Raw genomic sequence first — 20,574 nt, forward strand, 5'->3', positions numbered from 1 at the left:
GCCCACCACCCGCCCGGCCTGCACGCGGGCCGCATCAGTGCCGCATGAAGCGCCGCCCACCCTGCCCGCCACCCGATGAGCTAACGTGCAGCCATGACCCAGGACGACCGCCCCGCAGGCCCAGCCGCCAAGGACACCACCCCCGGCGCGGCGGCCGCCCACGAACGCCTCTACCCGGAAACGGCCCTCATCGAAGCCATCCGGCTCACCATCGAACAGCACCCCGTCTTCGGGTACTACCCGCCCGAGGCGCGCGCCGCGCAGCAACGCGCCCTGCTGGAAAACATCCGCGCCCTCACGCCCGCCGTCATCGACCGGCAGGACTTCCTGCAGGACCTGATCGGCGAAGCGAAACGCATCGTCGCCAGCGACCGCAGCGGCATGATCACGGACGTCGCCAAGGAACTCGGCAAGCGCGGCGTGTCCAGCATCGTCGGCCGGATCGGCAAGCGCAGATGACCGCCTGAACGGCCACCCCGCCACCCGTCACATGGGCTTGAGGGGCTTCATCGGCTTCATGGGAGACATGGGCTGCATGGGTGACACGCTGCCCGCCGCGCCGTCCGGCACGTCCCGCCACGCGATCACCGCGAGCCCCGACACGTCCTGCTCGCCCGCCAGGGCCATCAGCCCGCCCCGCCCCACCCGGTAGAAGACCCTGTCTTCCCCCTGCACCTCCAGCAGCGCCCCGTCCGCCGCACCGTACAGCGTCGGCGCGCCCTGCCAGCGTCCCGTCGTGAACGACGCCCGCTGCTCCTGCCCGCCGTCCAGCACGGCGACCAGCGTCCGTTCCCCCTGCTGCTCGACATGCACGACGGGACCCGCGGCGGCGGCGGAAAGACTCGCTTGAAAGGCCATGCCCCACTGTACGGTGCCCCGCGCCCGCCCCGGCACGCCCGCCTTGCGCTGCCCCTCATGCCCGGCCAGGGGAACAGAAAACCCCCGCGCGGGGCGGGGGTGTCTTGGTGGCGATGCCCGGACTTGAACCGGGGACCTAACGATTATGAGTCGTTCGCTCTAACCAGCTGAGCTACATCGCCATGAAGGGGTGAGGTGAGGGTTCACCTGAGCCAAAGCAGCTTAGCGTTCCGTGCGTCCGAGTTCAAGTGGGGGGCGGGCGTGCATCTCACCTTAATGTCGAACGTGTGTCAGGTTGGCGTGGTGGGCGCTGGAGTGTACTGCTGGCATGAACCGCGCCCTTCCTTTCCTGACCCTGCTGGCGGCCCTGATGAGTGCCTGTGGCAGCACCAGCACTCCGTCCGTCGGCACGGGTGCGCCTGTTCCTGCGCCTGTGGCGGCCGTGGCGGCTCCGGCGCCGGTGGCGTCCGCGCCGCTCGGGGTGGGCGTCACGGCGGCGGTGCTGGGCAGCGCGGGGAACGGGTCGGCGAGCCTGCGCGTGAGCCTGCTGGGCGGGGCGTCCATCTCGGCGCAGTCGCTGAGCGTGAGCGTGGATTCCGTCCCGGCGGGCGTGACGCTGACGCTGCAGGCCCCGACGAGCGGGCCGGACGGCGTGACGATGGGCGTGAACGTGCAGGCGAGCGGCGCGGTGCAGGGGGACGCGGTGCTGAGCGTGCGGGTGGGCGGTCAGGTACAGCAGGTGCGTCTGCCGCTGCTGCGGGCGAGCGCGGTGACGCTGCCCGCGGCGGGCGGCGCGGCGCAGGTGGGCGCGACGGCCGCGTGCGGCGGGGACGTGCTGCTGAGCGCGCCGGTGAACGCGCCGCTGGAGCAGCGTTCGCGCCTGCTGCGCCTGAATCCCGCGACGGGCACCGTGACGGCCCTGCCGCTGGGACTGGCGGAGACGGAGGGCGTCACGTCGCAGCTGTGCGGCGCGGACGGCACGCCCTGGATGACGGTCCGCAGCGACGGCGCGCAGGGCAGCGTGATCGCGCACCTGAACGCGGCCGGGAAGCTGGAGCGTTTCGCGGTGGGCGCCGTGCAGGACACCCTGAACAACCTGACGCGCACGGCGGACGGACGCCTGTGGTTCGTGCAGTACAAGCGTGACCGCCTGGGCGAGTTCGACCCCCGGACGGGCGCCGTCACGACGCACGACGTGGCCGAGAACGCCGAGAACCTGCACGTCGGGCAGGACGGTGCGCTGTACTACAGCCAGTTCTACGCGAATCCGGCCGTGGTGCGGTACGACCCGGCGACGGGCGGCAGCGCGGTGATGCCGGTCGGTGCGAGCGGCAAGTCCCTCCCGCGCGCTTCGGTGCAGGTGGGCGGCAGCGTGTGGTACGCGGACGCCTGGACGCAGACCGTGAGCCGCATGGATCTGCAGACCCGTCAGGTGATCGTCGTGACGCTGCCGACCGGCGCGGTGCCGGGCGAGATGGTGGCCGCGCCGGACGGGACGGTGTGGGTGGCGGACGCGGCGCGGCACGTCCTGTACCGCTTCGCGGCGGGGCAGGCGGACGCGGTGACGGTGCCGCTGCTGGGCGGCAGCACGGACGGCCCGCGGGCGCTGGGCGTGGACGGCGCGGGCCGCCTGTGGTACGAGAGCGCCGGGCAGATGGTTGGGCAGCAGTGAGTGCGGGTGGTGCGTGGCGGGCCGGTTCCTTCGGGAGTCGGCCCGCTTTCGTGTGCGGCACCCTCAGGTGCGCGTGTCCCTCTACCTGAGGGTCGGGGCGCCGGTGACGGCCCTGCAGATGGACCGGAAGGCTGCCCACATGGGCGTTTCGTGAAGGCGTGGGCGAGAGGCGGCTGTGACACTCTGACAGCCGGGCGGCCGCGCGTATGCCGGGAACCGGCACCCTTCATGAAGGCCTGCCGGGTGAGTGTGCGCCTTCCCTTACGGTCGCGGGCACGGTCACGCGCGATGCTGACCCGCATGAACGAGTTTCTCTCCCGTCACGCGGCGCCGGTCGGCCGGGCCGGGCGGCCCTGATGGCCGGGAAGGGCGGCGGGGCCGGGAAGACCTTCGGGGGTGGGCGGCCACCGTCCGAGCGGGACAGCAAGGTGTGCCCCGTGTGCGGGCGGCCCTTCTCGTGGCGGCGCAAGTGGGCGCGCGACTGGCCGCAGGTGCTGTACTGCTCGGACCGCTGCCGTGCCGCCGCCCGGACGCGCCCGGACCGGGACGCCCCGCCCCGCTGAACCCCCCCCCAGCGGGCGGGGCATGTACCTCGTTCCCGCTCGCGGCAGGACACGTACAGTGAAGGCATGACCCGCACCCCCGCCGAAGTGGCCGCCGACTTCTATGCCGCCTTCTCGCACCGCGACCCGGAAGGTATGGTGCGCCTGTACCACCCGCACGCGACGTTCACGGACGCCGTGTTCGGCACCCTGAACGCCGAGCAGACGACCGCCATGTGGCGCATGCTGCTCGGACGGCAGCAGAACATGCAGGTGACGACCACCCCGCAGCCCGCCCGGCCCGGCGACGCCGCCGACGTGGCGCGCACCGAATGGATCGCCGTGTACCCATTCAGCGCGACGGGCCGCACCGTCCGGAATGTCGTGCAGGCGCGCATGACGGTCCGTGACGGCCTGATCGTGCGGCACGAGGACACCTTCGACTTCTGGGCGTGGTCACGTCAGGCGCTGGGGCTGCCGGGCCTGCTGCTCGGGTGGACGCCGATGCTGCACGCACGCGTGTCCCGCACCGCGCAGGAGGGACTCGCGGCCAGCATGGCGAAACGCTGACCGCGGGCGCCCCGCGTCACATGCGGCGGGTGGAGCCGTCCAGGCGCACGTTCAGGGCGTGCGCGGAGACCGGCTCGCCCAGCATCGGGTACTTGTTGGTGCGGGCGGGATCGCCGCGCCCGGCGAGCACCGTGACCGGCGACAGCGTCTGCACCGTCAGCGGCAGCAGCGCCAGCAGGCCCGTCTCGTACGCGCCCAGGTCGAGGTACACGTGCCGCCCCAGCCGCAGCGGCATCCGGACGGGCGTGTGCCCGTGCACGCTGTACACCACGCCCTGCGGCAGCGCGAACGGCCCCTCGAAGGGCCGCAGCCACAGCGCGGCCGACTCGGGGTTCGGGTGGTCGCGGTGCTTCACGGGCGGGCTCGCGTGCGCCACCAGCACGCTCGGCGCGGCGGGCAGCTGCGAGTGGATTCCGCCGTCCTCCGTGACGTACACCACGCGCTCCAGCGCGTCGAGGTACTCGGCGAGCAGTTTCGGGTAGCGTTCCAGCGTCAGGCCGCCCAGCTCTCGCCGCACGGACTCCCCGCCGTTCTTCATCCACCACGCGAGGCCCTCCATCGCGCGGCGGTAGTCGCCGAGGTCGTGCGTGCCCTGGTGCTGCCGGTACCACTTCAGGCCCTCCCAGGCCATGCGTTCGTGGTTGCCCATCAGCAGCGTCGCGCGCCCCTCGGCGCGCAGTTCCAGCAGCACCGAGATGGTGTCCAGGCTGTGCGGGCCGCGGTCGATGGCGTCGCCCAGGCTCAGGAAGTGCGCTTCCGGGAAGGCCTCGATGGCGGCGCGCAGCAGGTCGGAACGGCCGTGCAGGTCCGGGACCGCGATCACCTGCCGGGGCGCGGTCACGTCCCCCTGAGGTGCGCTCACGCCTCGCTCCGGCGCGGCGGTGGGGTGGGGGAGGGTGCGTCCTCGTCGTGCTCGTCGGAGAATTCCAGCAGCGTCTGCTTGCTGCGTTCCCGCAGTTCACGCGCGCCGCCCGCGAGCGGCACGAAGGTCACGCCGCCCGGCGTGGGCAGCGCCCGGTACGCGCGGCCCTCGGCGGCGTCCGGCAGCCACGCGGCGGGAAGTTCGAAGTTGCGGCCCTGGTCGTCCTCGACCTCGGCCATGCCGGTCGTGTCGTCCAGCACGTCGATGGTGAGCAGCAGGGTGGCCTGGTCGGGGTCGGCCTGAGGAGTCATGCCATACAGTCTAGAGCGTTTGCCCGGTCAGGGATTCCCGGGGGCGGGACGCGGGCAGCGCCTGGAACGCCGCTTCCACACGCCCCTGAAGGTGGCCGCGTTTGCCCGCCAGCACGCATGAAAGGCAAGTGTGCGCCCCGCTCCCGTTCCAACCTCCCTCCAACCGTGCGCGTGTTACGCTTGGCGTATCTCAACTGGTCAACGGGGCACGCAGGTCCGCCCGGCATTCCGCCGGCCGTCTGCTGTCCCCACCCCTCATGGAGGTTCACCTTGCAGGTAGACGGAAGCAATGTCATACAGGCCCCCAGAGAACGCGTCTGGGCGCTCCTCCAGGACCCTGCCGTGCTGGCCCGCTGCGTTCCCGGCGTGCAGGAGATGACGCCCGACGGCCCGGACAGCTACACCGCCGTGCTGAACGTCGCCGTCGGCCCCGTCAAGGGCAAATTCAAGGCCAAGGTCAAGATCAGCGACCAGGTGCCGCCCGAACGCATGACGCTCAGCATCGAGGCGAAAGCCCCGACCGGCATGGTGAACGCCACCGGCACCCTCACGCTCGTGGATCAGGGCGACACGACCCGCGTGGACTGGGCGGGCGAACCGAAACTGATGGGCATGATCGCCAGCCTCGCCGGACGCCTCATCGGCGGGATCAGCAAACAGCAGGCGGACGTGTTCTTCACGAACCTGGAGCAGGAAGCGCTGAAGCCCGCCACGGCCTGACGCTTCCCGGTCCGGCCCGCCCGATTTCGCACGTCACCGAACTCCCCGGAGGTCAGGCATGAGCGCACCAACACCCAAGAAGATGGACGTCACCATTCACGTGAACGGCGAGGCACGCACCGCCAGCATCGAACCGCGCACCCTGCTCGTGCACTTCCTGCGCGACGAGCTGGAACTCACCGGCACGCACGTCGGCTGCGACACCAGCCAGTGCGGCGCGTGTACCGTGCACCTCGACGGGAACGCCGTCAAGAGCTGCACCGTGTTCGCCGTGCAGGCCCAGGGCCGGCAGGTCACCACCATCGAAGGCATCGGGAAGGTCGGCGACCTGCACGCCATCCAGACCGGGTTCTGGGAGGAGCACGGCCTGCAGTGCGGGTTCTGCACGCCCGGCATGATCATGAGCAGTCATGAGCTGCTGAAGCACACCCCCAACCCCACCGAGCACGAGATCCGGCACGCGCTGGAAGGGAACTTCTGCCGCTGCACCGGGTACCACAACATCGTGCGGGCCGTGCAGCACGCCGCGAACGCCATGTCCGGCACGCAGGCGCCCGCCGCAGCCGACGACTGACACGGCCGACGACGGACGCGCCCGCCCCACCGGCCCCGTCAGGGCAGTCAACGCGCGCACGTGACGCCCACCGGTGGGGCCAGAGCCGCGCCGCACGCCGCGAGGAGCGCCCACCGCAGTTCACCGGTCAGCCGCCCACGCCGGTCCACCGACCGGGCAGGGACCCCCACAGGCCCACAGAGGAGCACCCATGACCAAGCTTCCCGACTCCAACTACCACGCCCCCACCGGCCCCCAGAAGTACATGGGAAAGGCCATCAAGCGCGTCGAGGACCCCCGCTTCATCACCGGGACCGGCAGCTACACCGACGACATCAACGTGCACGGGCAGCTGCACGCCGCCATGCTGCGCAGCCCCTACGCGCACGCGAAGATCGGGAACATCGACGCGTCGGCCGCCCTGGCGCTGCCCGGCGTGCACGCCGTCCTGACCGGTGAGGACATGAAGGACGTCGGCAGCATCCCCACCGGCTGGCTGCTCCCCGGCCTGGTCGTGCCGCACCACGCTGCCATCGCGCGCGGCGAGGTGAACTACGTGGGCGACATCGTGGCCGTGGTCATCGCGGACACCCGCGCCATCGCCGAGGACGCCGTGGCCCTCATCGACGTGGACCTCGACCCGCTGGCGGCTGTGTCGCTCGGCAGTCAGGCGCTCGCGGACGGCGCGCCCCTCGTGCACGACGAAGCGCCCGGCAACGTCGCCTTCCAGTGGGAGATCGGGGACGCCGCCGCCACCGAGGCCGGATTCGCGCAGGCCGACCGGGTCGTGAAGCTCAAGCTCCGCAACCACCGCCTCGTCCCGAACGCCATCGAACCGCGCGCCAGTCTCGCCGAGTACCGCGCCGCCAGCGACGAGTACACCCTGCACACCACCTCCCAGAACCCCCACATCCACCGCCTGCTGCTCGCTGCCTTCGTGCTCGGCATTCCCGAACAGAAGCTGCGCGTGATCTCGCCGGACGTGGGCGGCGGGTTCGGCAGCAAGATCTTCCAGTACGCCGAGGAAGTCATCGTGCTGTTCGCCGCCAAGAAACTCCGTCGTCCCATCAAGTGGGCCGCGCGCCGCAGCGAGGCCTTCGTGACGGACGCGCAGGGCCGCGACCACGAATCCGAAGCCGAGATCGCCCTGAAGAACGACGGGAGCTTCCTCGCGCTGCGCGTCAGGACGCTCGCCAACCTCGGCGCGTACCTCACCACCTTCGCGCCCGCCGTGCCCACCTACCTGTACGGCACCCTCCTGAACGGCGTGTACAAGTTCCCCGCCATTCACGCGCACGTCACCGGCATCTTCACGAACACCGTGCCCGTCGACGCGTACCGTGGCGCGGGCCGCCCCGAGGCGACGTACCTGCTGGAACGCATCGTCAGCAAGGCCGCCAACGAACTGGGCCTCGACCCCAGCGAGGTGCGCCGCAGGAACTTCATCCAGCCGCAGGACTTCCCGTACCAGACGCCCGTCGCGCTCGTGTACGACAGCGGCAACTACGAGCCCGCGCTCGACAAGGCCCTCGGCATGGTCGGCTACCAGGACCTCCTCAAGGAGCAGGCCGAAGGGCGCGCCAGCGGCAGGAAGTACATCGGGATCGGCTTCTCCACCTACGTCGAGGCGTGCGGACTCGCGCCCAGCGCCCTCGTCGGCCAGCTCGGCGCGCAGGCCGGACAGTGGGAGAGCAGCGTGGTGCGCGTCATGCCGACCGGCAAGGTCGAGGTGCTCACCGGCAGCCACAGCCACGGCCAGGGCCACGAGACGACCTTCGCGCAGCTCGTCGCCGAGGAACTGCAGATCCCCATGGAAGACGTGACCATCGTGCACGGCGACACCGGCAAGATGCCCTTCGGCTGGGGCACCTACGGCAGCCGCTCGGCCGCGGTCGGCGGCAGCGCCCTCAAGATGGCGCTCGGCAAGATCAAGGCCAAAGCCACCAGGATCGCCGCGCACCTCCTTGAAGCGGCCCCCGAGGACGTGGAACAGGTGGACGGCACCTTCCGCGTCAAGGGCGTCCCCGAAGGCGGCAAGAGCTTCTTCGACGTGTCCCTCATGGCGCACCTCGCGCACAACATCCCCGCCGAGATGGAACCCGGCCTCGAAGAGCAGTACATGTACGACCCCAAGAACTTCGTGTACCCCTTCGGGACGCACGTCGCGGTGGTCGAGGTGGACGCCGACACCGGCAAGGTCAAGCTGCGCCAGTACGTCGCCGTGGACGACTGCGGCCCCCTCATGAACCCGCTGATCGTGGAAGGTCAGGTGCACGGCGGCATCGCACAGGGCTACGGGCAGGCCGTCCTCGAAGAGACCGTGTACGACGACGACGGCAACCTCCTGAGCGGCAACTTCATGGAGTACGCCATGCCGCGCGCCGAGGACATGGTGCAGATCCAGGTGGACCACACCGTCACGCCCAGCCCCCACAACCCGCTCGGCGTGAAAGGCATCGGCGAGTCCGGCACCATCTCCAGCACCGCCGCCGTCGCCAACGCCGTCGTGAACGCACTGGAAGCCTTCGGGATCAACCACCTCGACATGCCGTACACGCCCGAGAAGGTCTGGCAGGCCATCCAGGGCGCCAAGCGCGACATGCCGCAGGCCGCCGACGACTGAAGCGCACCTCCGCCAGCGCCGCGAGAAGCGGCCAGCGCGGAGCGTGAACCCGTCCGCAGCGGGGCCGGAGTGAGGGCGACGGGGCACCGTCCCCGTCGCCGGACCGGAGCGCCACGACGAGCAGGACCGATATTCATTCCAGCACCGGAGGTTCCATGTACACCACCGACTTCGACTACCACCGCGCCACCAGCGTCCAGAACGCCCTGGAACTCCTGGCCGCCAACGACGGCGCCAAACTCCTCGCGGGCGGACACTCGCTCGTGCCGTCCATGAAGCTGCGTCTGGCCAGCCCCACCGCCCTCATCGACATCTCGCAGGTCGAGGAGATGCAGGGCATCCGGCAGGAAGGCGACAGGATCATCATCGGGGCAGGCACCACGCACGCCCAGATCCTGCGTTCGGACCTGCTGAAGGAACTCTGCCCGATCCTCCCGGACGCCGCCGACTGGATCGGCGACCCGATGGTCCGCAACTGCGGCACCATCGGCGGGGCGCTCGCGCACGCCGACCCGGCCGCCGACTACCCCGCCAGCATCCTCGCGCTGGAAGCGGACCTGAAACTCGTCAGCCGTGACGGCGAGCGCGTCGTGAACGCCCGCGACTTCTTCCACGGCATGTTCGAGACGGCCGCCCGGGAAGGCGAGATCCTCACCGAAATCCACGTGCCGGTCCTGCAGGGCGCGAAGATGGCGTACGCGAAATTCCCTCACCCGGCCAGCCACTACGCCATCGTCGGCGTGGCTGCCGTCCTCACCGACAGCGGCGCCCGCCTCGCCCTGACCGGCGCGGGCGCCAAGGCCGTGCGCCTCCCGCGTGTCGAGACGGCCCTCGGCAGCGACTACAGCGAGAGCAACGTCGCGAACGCCACGCAGAACGCCATCGATCCCGGCGATCTCCTCAGCGACCGCTTCGCGAGCGCCGAGTACCGCGCGCACCTCGCGGGCGTGTTCGCGCAGCGCGCCATCACCCAGGCGACCGCCTGAGACCGAATTGAGCTGAACTCGAACTCCCGGCGTTCAGCCGAGCAGGCCTCCCGTCCCCCGTGGACCGGGAGGCCTGTCCGTTGTGGGGCCGGGCGTGAAGGTGTTCTCTGTTCCTTCCTGTCCGTTCCCGCCCGGCCGGTCAGCGGCCGAACAGCCACACCGACATGGGCCGCCCCGCCATCCACCGCGCCACGGCAAGCGGGACCCCCGTCCCCAGCACGACGTACAGCGCGACCAGCGGCACCTGCAGCAGCGCCGACCCCGGCGACGCCAGCCGGTCGAAGGTCCACAGCAGCAGCGGGTGCAGCAGGTACACCTGCAGACTGAACTGCCCCAGTCGCGCCAGCAGCGGACGGACGTGCCCGGCCAGCGCCCCGCCCGCCCGGGCCAGCCGCACGCTCAGGCCGCCCATGACCACGGCGGCCAGCAGGGTGTACGCCCAGTTCCCGGCCGTGTACGCGAGCACGTTCAGCGGCCTGCCGAGCGCCTGCGCGGCACCCAGCGGCAGGTACACCGCCAGGGCCACGGCGCACGCCACGGTCAGCTGACCGCCACGGCGTGCCCACAGGTCCGTGAACCGCTCCGGCCGTGCGCCGAGCGCGGTGCCCGCGACGAGCGGCAGCACGTACCACAGGGCCAGACTTCCGACGCTCTCCAGATGCCAGACGCGCAGGTTCAGGGCGTACACGCCGGACTGCACGGCCGCCGCGCCTGCCAGCACGGCCCAGAGCGGCCACGGCAAGCGGTTCAGGCGCCGCAGGAGGGGCAGCAGCAGCGTCACCTGCAGGGCCAGCAGCAGGTAATACAGGTGAAAGTACCCCTTGCCGTGCAGCAGGCCCGGATCCCAGAACGCCGCGAGCCGCTCCCCCGGTCCCGGCCCGGCCCCCGTCACGACCTTGAACGTCAGGTACAGGGCCGTCCACAGCACGTACGGCCACAGCAGCTGCCGGGCACGGCTGCCGAGATACCGCCGCCACGAGAACACCGACGACGAGCGCGCGAACACCAGCGCACTCAGGAACAGGAAGGTCGGCACCACGAACTGTGTGACGCGGTTCACGACGAGCAGCGCCACGTGCAGCGCGCTGCCCTCGGGCGCGCGGTCCAGGTTCGCTCCGCTGACGTGATGCACCACCACCAGCAGCACCGTCAGGCCACGGCACACGTCCACCCACGCAAGTCGCCCGGAGGCGACGGATGCAGTGGAGGAGGTGGGGGGAGGGGGGGAGGCAGGCATGGGTCGGTCCCCGGCAGCCGGGGCCGTGAGCGTACCCTGGCATTCCGTGGGAAGCTGCCGTGTTCACGGAACGCGGCTTTAGACTGCTCCTCTTTTCCGCACCGGTCCTGCCGTCAGGGGCGCAGGTCGTTCAGGTCGTCCGGGCGGAGCGGCGCGAGCGTCAGGCGGACGGCGTGCGGCGCGCCCTGCCCGGAGGCGGCGTTCTCATCGAACATGCCCTTCAGGCGCAGGGCGAGCGTCACGAGTTCCGACTGCACCTGCCGGACCTGCTCGGGCGTGAGTGGTCCGGCGTTCAGGCCGGTGAAGGCGTCCACGGGCGGCCCCTGCCACCCGGTCAGCACGCCGCGCAGTTCGGCCGTGTCGTAACTCTCGTCGATCTGCAGGTCCTGCCCGTCCCGGAACACCCGCAGGCCCCAGCGTCGCCCGTGGGCGTGCTCGTGCACGGCATCCTCGAAACTCCGCCCGAGCGTGCGGGCGAGCAGGCGGTCGACCGGACCGAACTGCCGTTCGAAGCGTTCGGCGAAGTCGGCGTCGGGCGTGTGTTCGCGCGGCACGAAGTACGCGTCCGCGCTCGCCCGGTAGTGGCGGATGTCGCGTCCGGCGCGCGCCTCGCGCCGCGTCTCCCGCAGCAGGCCCGCCTGCAGGAGCGCCTGCACGTCGCGGTGCACGGCGCGCAGGTCGGCGTTCAGGGCGCGGGCGGCGGTGGCGGCACTGCCCTCCTGCGCCATGAACTGCCCGAGGGTGCGCCGCACGCGCGGGTGCAGCAGCAGGCGCACGGCCTGCGCGTCGATGACGTGCTGGACACTACTCACATTCTGATCTTACTGTGCGAGCAGGCTGGGCCGCACCGTGGAGGCATGACCAGTCCCGAACAGCGCCACGAGGTCGCCACCCTTCGCCTGCAGGCCCTCCAGCACGAGGCGGGCATGGCACGGCAGCTGCAGGCCGCGCGTCCGGCTGTGCGGTTCTCGCTGCGCGTGCCGTTCCTGCGCCTGACGCTGCACTTCGCGGTGCAGGTCACGCCCTCCGCCTGACGGTCCGGCGTGCGGATCGTCACCGTTCTTCCTGGCGGGCCACGCGCGGGCCGCTACACTGCCCGGCATGGATGTCGCTGCGCTGCGTGCGTCGCTGCTCGGGTGGTTCGCCGCCCAGGGCCGCGCGGACCTGCCGTGGCGCGTGACGCGCGAGGACGGGCAGCGCGACCCGTACCGGGTGTGGGTGGCGGAGGTGCTGCTGCAGCAGACGCAGGTGGTGCGCGGCCGCGTGTACTTCGAGCGCTTCCTGACGGCCTTCCCGACCGTGCAGGCGCTCGCGCTGGCGCCGCAGGAGGCGGTCCTGAAGGCCTGGGAGGGCTGCGGGTACTACGCCCGCGCCCGCAACCTGCACCGGGCCGCGCAGGTCATGGCGCGGGAAGGCGTGCCCGTCACGTATGACGGCTGGCTGGCCCTGCCGGGCGTCGGGCCGTACACGGCGGCGGCCGTGTCGTCCCTGGCGTTCGGGGAGGGGCGGGCCGTGATGGACGGCAACGTGCGCCGCGTGCTGAGCCGCCTGTACGCCGTGGAGGTCCCCACGGACGCGTGGGTGCAGGGCACGGCGGACGCCCTGCTCGACCCGGCCCGGCCCGGCGAGTGGAACGAGGCCGTCATGGATCTCGGCGCGACCGTCTGCGTCCCGAAACGCCCGCTGTGCGGTGCGTGCCCGCTGCGGGCGCAGTGCGCGGCCCTGGCGTCCGGCGAGCCTGCCCGTTACCCCGCCCCGAAGGTCCGGGCGGCGGCGCGCGAGGTGCGGGCCGTCGCGGTCCTGGCGGGCACGCCCGGCACGCCGTACCTGGAGGAGCGTCACGGGACGCTGCTGGGCGGCCTGTGGGGCCTGCCGCTGGAGGACTGCGGGGACGGCACGGAAGGCGACGCGCTCGCGCGGCTCGCCGGACGACTGCAGGTGCGGCCCGCCGAGCGGCTGGGCGTGGTGACGCACACCATGACGCACCGGCACCTGACCGTCACCCTGTACCGCGCGGACGGCGCACTGCCCGGCACGCCTGCCGACGCGCGGCCCCTGTCGCGCCTCGACCGGAAACTGCTGGCGCTCGCGGCGGACCTGGGTGTGCAGCGCCCGCTGTTCTGATCCGGGTTCCGGTGGAATCCCGTGGGGTATGCGGGTTCGGTCCCGCTCGGACGGAACGCGCACGAACGGCTCCTTCTGGGCGTGCGCGTCCGGCAGGCGCTAGACTGCCCGCATCATGACCGGCCGCCCGACCCTCGCTTCCAGTCTCCGGGCCATCTACTCGCTGCGTGCCGCCGTCACCAAACCCGTGTACTGGTGGTACGAGCGCCGCCTGCGCCGCAAGGTCCGCGAGGGCGGCAAGCTCCCGCAGCACCTGGGCCTCATCCTGGACGGCAACCGCCGGTTCGCGAAGGCGGCGGGCGTGCAGCGCGAGATCGGGTACGAGTTCGGGATCGACAAGGCGCACGAGGTGCTGCAGTGGTGCCTGGAGCTCGGCATTCCCGCCGTGACGATCTGGGTGCTGAGCACCGACAACGTCGCCCGCGACCCGGAAGAGGTCGCGCACCTCATGAAGCTCTTCGACCGTGAGGCCCGCAACCTCGCGCAGGACCCCCGTATTCACGGGAACCGGGTGCGGGTGCGCGCCATCGGACAGCACCACGGCTTCCCGGCGCACGTGCTGGACGCCCTGAAGCAGCTGGAGGCCGCGACCGCCAGTTACGACGGCATGCTGCTGAACATCGCGGTCGGGTACGGGGGCCGCGAGGAGATCGTGGACGCCGTCAAGGTGTACCTGGAGCACCAGCAGGAGGCGGGCGCGACGCTGCAGCAGGCGGCCGCCGCACTCCGCCCGGACGACATCAGCGCCCGCACGTACACGGCGGGCACGCCGGAGGTGGACTTCATCATCCGGACGAGCGGCGAGATCCGCATGAGCGGCTTCATGCTGTGGCAGAGCGTGTACTCGGAATTCTACTTCTGTGACGTGTACTGGCCGGGCTTCCGCTGGGTGGATTTCCTGCGGGCCCTGCGGGACTTCCAGGGCCGCAAGCGCCGCTTCGGGAAGTGAACCGGGGCGGGCCGGGCGGGCGCTCCTGACGGGACGCTTCCCGGTCCGCGTCGCAGTGCAGTGCGCCTGCGGCTGTCATGATAGAGGGTATGACTGTTTCTCCCACCCCGCTCGAGACCCTGCTCGCCCAGGCCCACGCTCAGCCGGGCGAACCTCAGACCCGACTGTCGGGCCTGCTGAGCGCCCTGGAGGACGCCGACTGGACCCTGCTGATGGGCGGCCAGGAGGCGCTCGCGGCGCAGATCGCGTCCCTGATCGGGCCGGGCCTGATCCGCCTCGACCCGCGCCTGAACCTGAACCGTGAGGCCTTCGCGAGCTTCGGGCTGGCCCTGGCGAGCAGCGACGGCGACTGGAAGGGCGCGCGGGCCGTGTGGCTGCTGGAACCCGACGAGCGCGCCCTGACGCGCGCGCGCCGCGCGGACGTGCCGGTGATCGTGGACGCGACCCTCGCGCCCGGCGGCCGCTGGCTGGAGCAGGGCGTACACCTCGTGGTGTACCGCGACGCCGTGACCCTCACCGGGTACGACGACGTGCAGCTGAGCAGCGTGTCGGGCCTGGGCAGCCGTCCCCGCCGCGTCGCGTCCGGCCCGGCGGACCTCGCGGTGGCGCTCGCGCTGCGCGACATCGGGACGCTGGCGCTGCGCATGAACCGCCGCACCCGCAACGCGGAGGCGCTGTTGCCGCGCTTCGCGGGGCGTGCCCTGCCGGTGTCGGGCGGGGTGCTGCTGCTGGAGCACGACGGTCCCAGCACCGTCACGCCGCTCGGCGGGAACCTGTCGGCGGCGCGCGCCGTGCCTGCGGGGACGCTCGTCACGGTGGGCATCGAGTCGCCGGACGACGCGTGGACCGTGCTGGGCGCCGTCCTGAACCGTGAGGCGCGGCCCGCTCCCGCGCCGGACGAGTTCCCCATGCTGGACGAGGACCTGCCGGAAGCGCCGGTCAGTCGGGGCGTGTCCCTGCAGAGCGAACCGGGGCAGCGTGAGCCTGGGCAACGTGACCCGGGGCAGCGTGCGCCGGACGGCGAACGTGACCGTCAGCCGGACCGTCGCCCCCGCACCGAGCCGCAGGAACGCCCCGACCGTTCCGCCCCGGCGGGTGATGCGCGGCCGAACGGCGCCGTGCAGGCCGAACCGCACGCGCCCGAGGCAGCGCCGGAACAGCCCGCCCCGCAGGACGCGCCTGCCCAGCCGCAGGACGCCGCGCAGCACGACTACTCCGACCGGGAGTTCGTGTTCACGCCGCCGCCCGTCCTGCCTCCCCTCCCGGCCCTCACCGCGCCGAGCGTCCCGACGCCCGTCAGCCAGCCGAGCGTCCCGAACGTCCCCGACTCGCTGGGCGACATGGCGCACGACGACGGCCGCCCCGCCCGCGGTCGCCGAGGCCGCCGCGGCAAGCACGACGCCGCGCCCGCCGGGACCGCGCCGCTCCAGGCGCAGGACAGCCAGCCGGAAATCGTGATGTCCGAAAGCTTCACGCGCCCGCCCGAACCGGAAACCGCGCCCGAAGAGACGCAGGACGCGTGGCCCGAGGAGGCCCTCGCCACGCCCGCCGAATACACCCCCACGCCCGAAACGGCGGACCCGGACGCGCACCTGCCGCTGCAGCTCCCGCCGGACCTGCCCACCGACGCGTCCCTGGACGTGGACGGCCTGACGCCCGAACAGCAGGCGATCTTCGCGCGCCTGCGCGAGTGGCGGAACGCCGAAGCGAAACGGCAGACGGTCAGCCGCTTCATCATCGCGTCCAACGCCACGCTCGCCGAAGTCGCCCGGCGCGTCCCGTACACCGAGGCCGACCTGAAGGCCGTGAAAGGCATGGGCCCCGAACGGCTGCGCAAGTACGGCGAGAAGATCCTGGAAGTGGTGCGAGGCTAACCGTGACGCCCGAACGCTACGCCAAGATCCGCCGCGTGCTGAGCCTGCGCCAGCCGACCCTGACCGTCCTGATGGACGAGGTCAACAAACCCCACAACTTCAGCGCCATCCTGCGCACCTGCGACGCCGTGGGCGTGCTGCAGGCGCACGCGGTCCCGCCGCACCGCAGCGGCACCCTGCCGAGCGCGCTGCCCACCTACGTCGCCACGTCCGGCAGCGCCGACAAGTGGGTGGACGTGCAGACGCACAGGGACGCCGTGAGCGCCGTGCAGGCCCTGCAGGCGCGCGGCTTCCAGGTGCTCGCCACGCACCTGTCCGAGAAGAGCGTCGATTACCGCGAGCCGGACTACACCCGTCCCACCTGCGTGCTGCTCGGCGCGGAGAAGTGGGGCGTGTCGGACGCGGCCGCGCAGGCCGCCGATGCCAACATCGTGATCCCCATGATGGGCATGGTGCAGAGCCTCAACGTGTCGGTCGCGGCCGCCACCATCCTCTTCGAGGCGCAGCGCCAGCGGCTCGCGGCGGGCCTGTACGCCGCCCCGCAGCTGGACGACGCCGAACTCGACCGGCTCGCCTTCGAGTGGGGGTACCCGGAACTCGCGCCGCTGTACCGCGAGCGCGGCGAGGCGTACCCGGCCCTGGACGACGAAGGGCAGGTGCTCGCCGCGCACGGCTGACCCGGAATCCGATTCGGCCCGCACACGCTGCGGGATTGACCCGCTCCCCCGTCACGGGCGGCTTCTTGGACCGGCTTCAACCGCTCCGGGAGGCCGCCTGATACATTCGTTGGGATGATAAGCATTGATCTGAGCGACAAGACCGCCCTCGTGATGGGCGTGGCCAACGCCCGCAGCCTCGGCTGGGCCATCGCCGAGAAACTGCTGGAGGCGGGCTGCCGCGTCGGTTTCAGTTATCAGGGCGAGCGCCTGAAACCCGAACTCGACAAGCTCCTCACGGACAAGGTCGGCACGTGGACCCTGCAGGCCGACGCGACCAGCGAGGACGACCTGACGGCCCTCTTCGCGAAGGTCCGCGAGGAATTCGGGACGCTCGACTACCTCGTGCACAGCATCGGGTTCGCGCCGCGCGAAGCGATGGAGGGCCGCTTCATCGACACGACGCCCGCCGACTGGAACACCGCCATGAGCGTCAGCGCGTACACGCTCGTCAGCATCGCCCGGCACGCCGAGCCGCTCCTGCGTGACGGGAGCAGCATCGTGAGCCTCACGTACCACGCGTCGCAGCAGGTCGTCCCGAAGTACAACGTGATGGGCGTCGCCAAGGCCGCGCTGGAGGCCGCCACCCGCTACCTCGCGAGCGAGATGGGCGCGGCGGGCGTGCGCGTGAACAGCATCTCGGCCGGCCCGATGCGGACCATCGCGGCGCGCAGCATTCCCGGCTTCGGCGGCATGTACGACAAGGCCGCGAAGGCCGCCCCGCTCGGCCGCAACGCCACCCCCGAGGAGGTCGGGAAGCTCGCGCTGTTCCTGCTGTCGGACCTGGGCAGCGGCGTGACGGGCGAAGTGGTGTACGTGGACGCCGGCGCGCACATCATGACCATGAAACTCGACTGACCCGGATTCCGGTCAGCCCTGACGGCAGAATGCCCTGCTGCGCTGCGGGTATCATCGGGCCGTGACGACCGTGCCCGACCCTGCCGCCCCGCACGCCTTCTGGCTCCTGAAGTCCGAGCCGGACGTGTTCGGCTTCCCGGACCTGCTGCGGGTGGGGCGCGAGCCGTGGAACGGCGTCCGCAACTACCAGGCGCGCAACAACCTGCGCGCCATGCGGGCGGGCGACCTCGCGCTGTTCTACCACTCCAACGCGAAACCGGCCGGGGTGGCGGGCGTGGCGCGCGTGGTGCGCGCGGCGTACCCGGACGACCTGCAGTTCGATCCCGGCAGCGCGTACCACGACCCGCGTTCCGACCCGGCCGAGCCGCGCTGGAGCATGGTGGACGTGTCGCCCGTGCTGGCCTTCCCGGCCCTGCTGACACTGGAGCGCCTGCGGGACCTGCCCGCGTGGCAGGCGTCGCCGCTCACGCAGAAAGGCACGCGCCTCAGCGTGCTGCCCGTCACGGCCGAGCAGTTCACGGCGGCGCTCGCCGAGGCCGGTGTCCGCCTCCCCTGACCCTGGCGGCGTGCGGTGCGGCCCGGTGGGGAAGACGGGAGGCGCGGCTGGACCTGCGGATGGCTGTGAACTTCTGGACCGGGTGTAAGCCTTCTGTCAGGCCGGATCGTTCATCATGCCTCATGGAACTCACGCTGCTGGCGCTGCTGGTCTCCGTCTTCGCTCTCTCTGCCGTGACTCAGGCCAGTCAGCGGCGTTCCAGGGTCGTTCCCGTGCCTGTCCGTGTGCGCAGTTCAAAGTGACTCCGTCTTCCCGCCCCGCATCGTCCTGCATCGTCGTGTAGCGTCCTCCCTGTGATCTGACCTTTCAGGCCGCCCGCGTCTCTCCGGAGTCGCGGGCGGTTTCTTGGCATGCAGGACCGCAACAGTGACGCGATGATTTCTGCCCGGTTCATCTGCCCTTTATGGAAGGCGGTACAGTGACCGCATGACCCTGCCCGCCACCGACGCCCGCCCCGCCACCCTCTACCCGCTGCACGACGACATCGGCTCGGTGTCGCTGGTGCAGAGTGTCGGGGACGACAAGATGATCGTGAACGCCGCCCGCGTCTCGTTCGGCGGGGACAGCGACACCCCCCTCACCGCGCGCGACGAGAAACTCATCGGATACCTGCTGCGCGAACACCACGGCTCGCCCTTCGAGCACAACCTCATCACCTTCAAGGTCGTGTGCCCCGTCTTCGTGGACCGCCAGATGGTCCGCCACCGCGTCGGCGTCAGCAAGAACGAGATCAGCGGCCGCTACGTCGAGATGCAGGAACGCGTGTACGTCCCCGCCCAGTTCCGCCAGCAGGCGAAAAGCAACCGGCAGGCGTCCGTGGAGGCAGGCGAGCACCTCGACCAGGCGGCCGCCACCGAAACGTACCGTGAGGCCTGGAACGCCGCGTACACGGCGTACACGCGCCTGCTGGAGCTCGGCGTGACGCGCGAACAGGCCCGGGGCGTGCTCCCCCAGGCCCTCTACACCGAGAGTTACTACACCTTCAACGTCCGCAGCCTGCTGCACTTCCTGGCGCTGCGCGACCACGAAGGCGCGCAGTACGAGACGCGCCTGTACGCCCGCGCCATGCACGCCCTCGCCGAGCCGCTCTTCCCCGTCACGTTCGCCGCGTGGGCCGCACAGCACACCCACTGACCCGGACTCCGGCCGGGTGGTGTGTGCGGATTCACTCCCGCAACGCGGCCCCGGACCGTGCAGGGACGGCCAGCGACCTCCAACGCTGAATGAAGCCCCCGCAGTCCGGTGAGTGGGAGGGGGTGGGTACACTGAGCGGGTGACTGTTCCCGCCAAGCCTCCGCTCCGTCCGGCCCGCGTGTTCGCGCTGCTGCGCGACGCGTCCCTGGCGTTCAGTCAGGACAACGCGCCGCGCCTCGCGGCCGCCCTCGCGTACTACGCGTTCAGCGCCATCGCGCCCCTGCTGTTCCTCGTCACGGTCGTCGCCGGGTACTTTCTCGGGCAGGCGAAAGTGCGCGCGCAGCTGTTCAACGCCCTGAACGACAGCGTCGGCCCGCAGGTGTCCACCTTCATCCAGACGCTCCTCCCGAAACTGTCCGGCGGGAACCTCACGTGGGCCAGCGTCATCGGCGGCGTCACGGTCTTCCTGACCGCCACCAGCCTCTTCGTGCAGCTGCAGGGCTCCCTGAACTCCCTGTGGGGCCTCGTGCCGCCCGACGACACGCCCCCCACCCTCCTGCAGAACGTGTGGCTGATCGTCAAGACGCGCCTGATCGCCTTCGCGCTCGTGCTGCTGTTCGGGGCGTTCATCATCGCGTTCCTCGTCGGGAACACCGTCCTGTCCGCCGTCGCGTCCCGGCTGGGCGACACCATCGGGTTCGGCGCGTTCTTCGTGCGGATCGGGACGTTCCTGCTCTCGATGCTGCTGTTCACGCCCGTCTTCGCCAGCCTGTACAAGTTCCTGCCGAGCGTGAAACTCCCCTGGCGCGAGGTGTGGGTGGGTTCGGCCGTCACGGCCGCCCTGTTCACGCTGGGTCAGGTCCTGATCGGCCTGTACTTCGGGCGCATCGCGGGCAACAGCCCGTACGGCGCGGCCGCCGCGCTGTTCCTGATGCTGCTGTGGATCTACTACTCGTCCATGATCGTGTTCTTCGGCGCGGAGATCACGTGGGTGTACTCGCAGCAGTACGGTACCCGGCAGGGCGGCGCGGACAACACCGAGAAGGCCGCTGCCGTCACCGAGCATTCCCGGCAGCTGGACGCAGGCGCGAGCGGCCCCGAGGCGCGCGCCCGTGCCGGTCAGGCCCGCGTGGCCGCCAAGAAGGACGCCCCCGAACCCCGGAGCCAGCAGGACACCCGCCCGCAGGGTGCGGTCACCCCACCCGCCCGCCCGCAGGACGCCCTGCCGAGCGTGTCCGCCGCACTGGCGCACGCGGCCGTGGCCGTCCTCGCCGTGCCGTCCGTGATCGTGCTGCGCGCCGTGCGCCTCGTCACGCGCCGCCGCTGACCCGACCCCATCCGAGCACGACCGCGCCGGCCCGCACCCCCAGGAGGGCGGGCCGCTGCCATACGGTTTTGATCCGATTCCAGGGATGCCGGAAGCAGCGAA

General features: G+C 71.3%; 22 protein-coding genes and 1 tRNA gene. 17 read left to right on the forward strand and 6 right to left on the reverse strand.

Features of this window, described 5'->3' with window-relative positions:
* Positions 1–93 precede the first annotated feature (93 nt).
* Positions 94–459: a hypothetical protein gene (locus tag IEY33_RS12345; protein ID WP_188963578.1), complete on the forward strand. Its 366-nt coding sequence runs from the start codon at positions 94–96 to the stop codon at positions 457–459.
* 27 nt (positions 460–486) lie between these two features.
* Here the strand turns inward: IEY33_RS12345 and IEY33_RS12350 are convergent, their stop codons facing one another.
* Entirely contained in the window at positions 487–858 is a 372-nt protein-coding gene (locus tag IEY33_RS12350; RefSeq protein ID WP_188963579.1) for a hypothetical protein, read from the reverse strand.
* 105 nt (positions 859–963) lie between these two features.
* Positions 964–1,040: transfer RNA gene (locus IEY33_RS12355), tRNA-Met, on the reverse strand.
* 146 nt (positions 1,041–1,186) lie between these two features.
* Between IEY33_RS12355 and IEY33_RS12360 the strand changes: the two genes are divergently transcribed.
* From IEY33_RS12360 to IEY33_RS12370, 3 genes are all read left to right on the forward strand, one after another.
* A complete protein-coding gene (locus IEY33_RS12360) occupies positions 1,187–2,530 on the forward strand; it encodes a Vgb family protein (protein ID WP_188963580.1) in 1,344 nt (447 codons plus the stop codon).
* A 356-nt stretch (positions 2,531–2,886) separates the two neighbouring features.
* Positions 2,887–3,093, forward strand: coding sequence for a DUF2256 domain-containing protein (locus IEY33_RS12365; protein WP_188963581.1), 207 nt, complete (start codon positions 2,887–2,889; stop codon positions 3,091–3,093).
* A 66-nt stretch (positions 3,094–3,159) separates the two neighbouring features.
* Positions 3,160–3,642, forward strand: a complete 483-nt coding sequence (locus tag IEY33_RS12370; protein ID WP_188963582.1) for a nuclear transport factor 2 family protein — start codon at positions 3,160–3,162, stop codon at positions 3,640–3,642.
* Between the two features lie 16 nt (positions 3,643–3,658).
* Here IEY33_RS12370 and IEY33_RS12375 read toward each other — a convergent pair whose 3' ends face one another.
* Entirely contained in the window at positions 3,659–4,504 is an 846-nt protein-coding gene (locus IEY33_RS12375) for a metallophosphoesterase (protein ID WP_229670985.1), read from the reverse strand.
* Positions 4,501–4,815: a hypothetical protein gene (locus tag IEY33_RS12380; RefSeq protein ID WP_188963583.1), complete on the reverse strand. Its 315-nt coding sequence runs from the start codon at positions 4,813–4,815 to the stop codon at positions 4,501–4,503. The genes IEY33_RS12375 and IEY33_RS12380 overlap by 4 nt, the downstream gene beginning before the upstream one ends.
* Positions 4,816–5,085: 270 nt before the next feature.
* Here IEY33_RS12380 and IEY33_RS12385 point away from each other — a divergent pair, with 270 nt between their 5' ends.
* From IEY33_RS12385 to IEY33_RS12400, 4 genes are all read left to right on the forward strand, one after another.
* On the forward strand, positions 5,086–5,535 hold the full coding sequence (locus IEY33_RS12385; protein WP_188963584.1) for an SRPBCC family protein: 450 nt from the start codon (positions 5,086–5,088) through the stop codon (positions 5,533–5,535).
* Between the two features lie 58 nt (positions 5,536–5,593).
* On the forward strand, positions 5,594–6,109 hold the full coding sequence (locus IEY33_RS12390; RefSeq protein WP_306415614.1) for a (2Fe-2S)-binding protein: 516 nt from the start codon (positions 5,594–5,596) through the stop codon (positions 6,107–6,109).
* Positions 6,110–6,299: 190 nt separating this feature from the next.
* A complete protein-coding gene (locus IEY33_RS12395) occupies positions 6,300–8,711 on the forward strand; it encodes a xanthine dehydrogenase family protein molybdopterin-binding subunit (RefSeq protein ID WP_188963585.1) in 2,412 nt (803 codons plus the stop codon).
* A 155-nt stretch (positions 8,712–8,866) separates the two neighbouring features.
* Entirely contained in the window at positions 8,867–9,697 is an 831-nt protein-coding gene (locus tag IEY33_RS12400) for an FAD binding domain-containing protein (RefSeq protein ID WP_188963586.1), read from the forward strand.
* Positions 9,698–9,836: 139 nt separating this feature from the next.
* Here IEY33_RS12400 and IEY33_RS12405 read toward each other — a convergent pair whose 3' ends face one another.
* Entirely contained in the window at positions 9,837–10,934 is a 1,098-nt protein-coding gene (locus IEY33_RS12405) for an acyltransferase family protein (RefSeq protein WP_188963587.1), read from the reverse strand.
* Positions 10,935–11,047: 113 nt separating this feature from the next.
* Positions 11,048–11,746, reverse strand: coding sequence for a hypothetical protein (locus tag IEY33_RS12410; protein ID WP_188963588.1), 699 nt, complete (start codon positions 11,744–11,746; stop codon positions 11,048–11,050).
* A gap of 45 nt (positions 11,747–11,791) precedes the next feature.
* On the opposite strand from IEY33_RS12410, the gene IEY33_RS12415 reads away from it, so the two are divergent.
* The 9 genes from IEY33_RS12415 (at position 11,792) to IEY33_RS12455 (ending at position 20,472) form a co-directional block, all read left to right on the forward strand.
* Entirely contained in the window at positions 11,792–11,968 is a 177-nt protein-coding gene (locus tag IEY33_RS12415; RefSeq protein WP_188963589.1) for a hypothetical protein, read from the forward strand.
* 67 nt (positions 11,969–12,035) lie between these two features.
* Positions 12,036–13,058, forward strand: a complete 1,023-nt coding sequence (mutY, locus tag IEY33_RS12420; protein WP_188963590.1) for an A/G-specific adenine glycosylase — start codon at positions 12,036–12,038, stop codon at positions 13,056–13,058.
* A 115-nt stretch (positions 13,059–13,173) separates the two neighbouring features.
* Complete coding sequence (locus tag IEY33_RS12425) at positions 13,174–14,007, forward strand: isoprenyl transferase (RefSeq protein ID WP_188963591.1); 834 nt, start codon at positions 13,174–13,176, stop codon at positions 14,005–14,007.
* Between the two features lie 89 nt (positions 14,008–14,096).
* Positions 14,097–15,881 carry an HRDC domain-containing protein gene (locus IEY33_RS12430; protein ID WP_188963592.1) on the forward strand — a complete coding sequence of 595 codons (1,785 nt, stop codon included), beginning with the start codon at positions 14,097–14,099 and terminating at the stop codon, positions 15,879–15,881.
* Between the two features lie 2 nt (positions 15,882–15,883).
* Entirely contained in the window at positions 15,884–16,558 is a 675-nt protein-coding gene (gene trmH, locus IEY33_RS12435) for a tRNA (guanosine(18)-2'-O)-methyltransferase TrmH (RefSeq protein ID WP_188963593.1), read from the forward strand.
* A 114-nt stretch (positions 16,559–16,672) separates the two neighbouring features.
* Positions 16,673–17,455 (forward strand): enoyl-ACP reductase FabI, encoded by a 783-nt coding sequence (locus IEY33_RS12440; protein WP_188963594.1) that lies wholly within the window; start codon positions 16,673–16,675, stop codon positions 17,453–17,455.
* A 61-nt stretch (positions 17,456–17,516) separates the two neighbouring features.
* On the forward strand, positions 17,517–18,011 hold the full coding sequence (locus IEY33_RS12445) for an EVE domain-containing protein (RefSeq protein ID WP_229670986.1): 495 nt from the start codon (positions 17,517–17,519) through the stop codon (positions 18,009–18,011).
* A gap of 426 nt (positions 18,012–18,437) precedes the next feature.
* Entirely contained in the window at positions 18,438–19,145 is a 708-nt protein-coding gene (gene thyX / locus IEY33_RS12450) for an FAD-dependent thymidylate synthase (RefSeq protein ID WP_188963595.1), read from the forward strand.
* A 139-nt stretch (positions 19,146–19,284) separates the two neighbouring features.
* Positions 19,285–20,472, forward strand: coding sequence for a YihY/virulence factor BrkB family protein (locus tag IEY33_RS12455; protein ID WP_188963596.1), 1,188 nt, complete (start codon positions 19,285–19,287; stop codon positions 20,470–20,472).
* Positions 20,473–20,574: the final 102 nt, after the last annotated feature.

Source organism: Deinococcus aquiradiocola (genome assembly GCF_014646915.1).
GTDB lineage: Bacteria > Deinococcota > Deinococci > Deinococcales > Deinococcaceae > Deinococcus > Deinococcus aquiradiocola.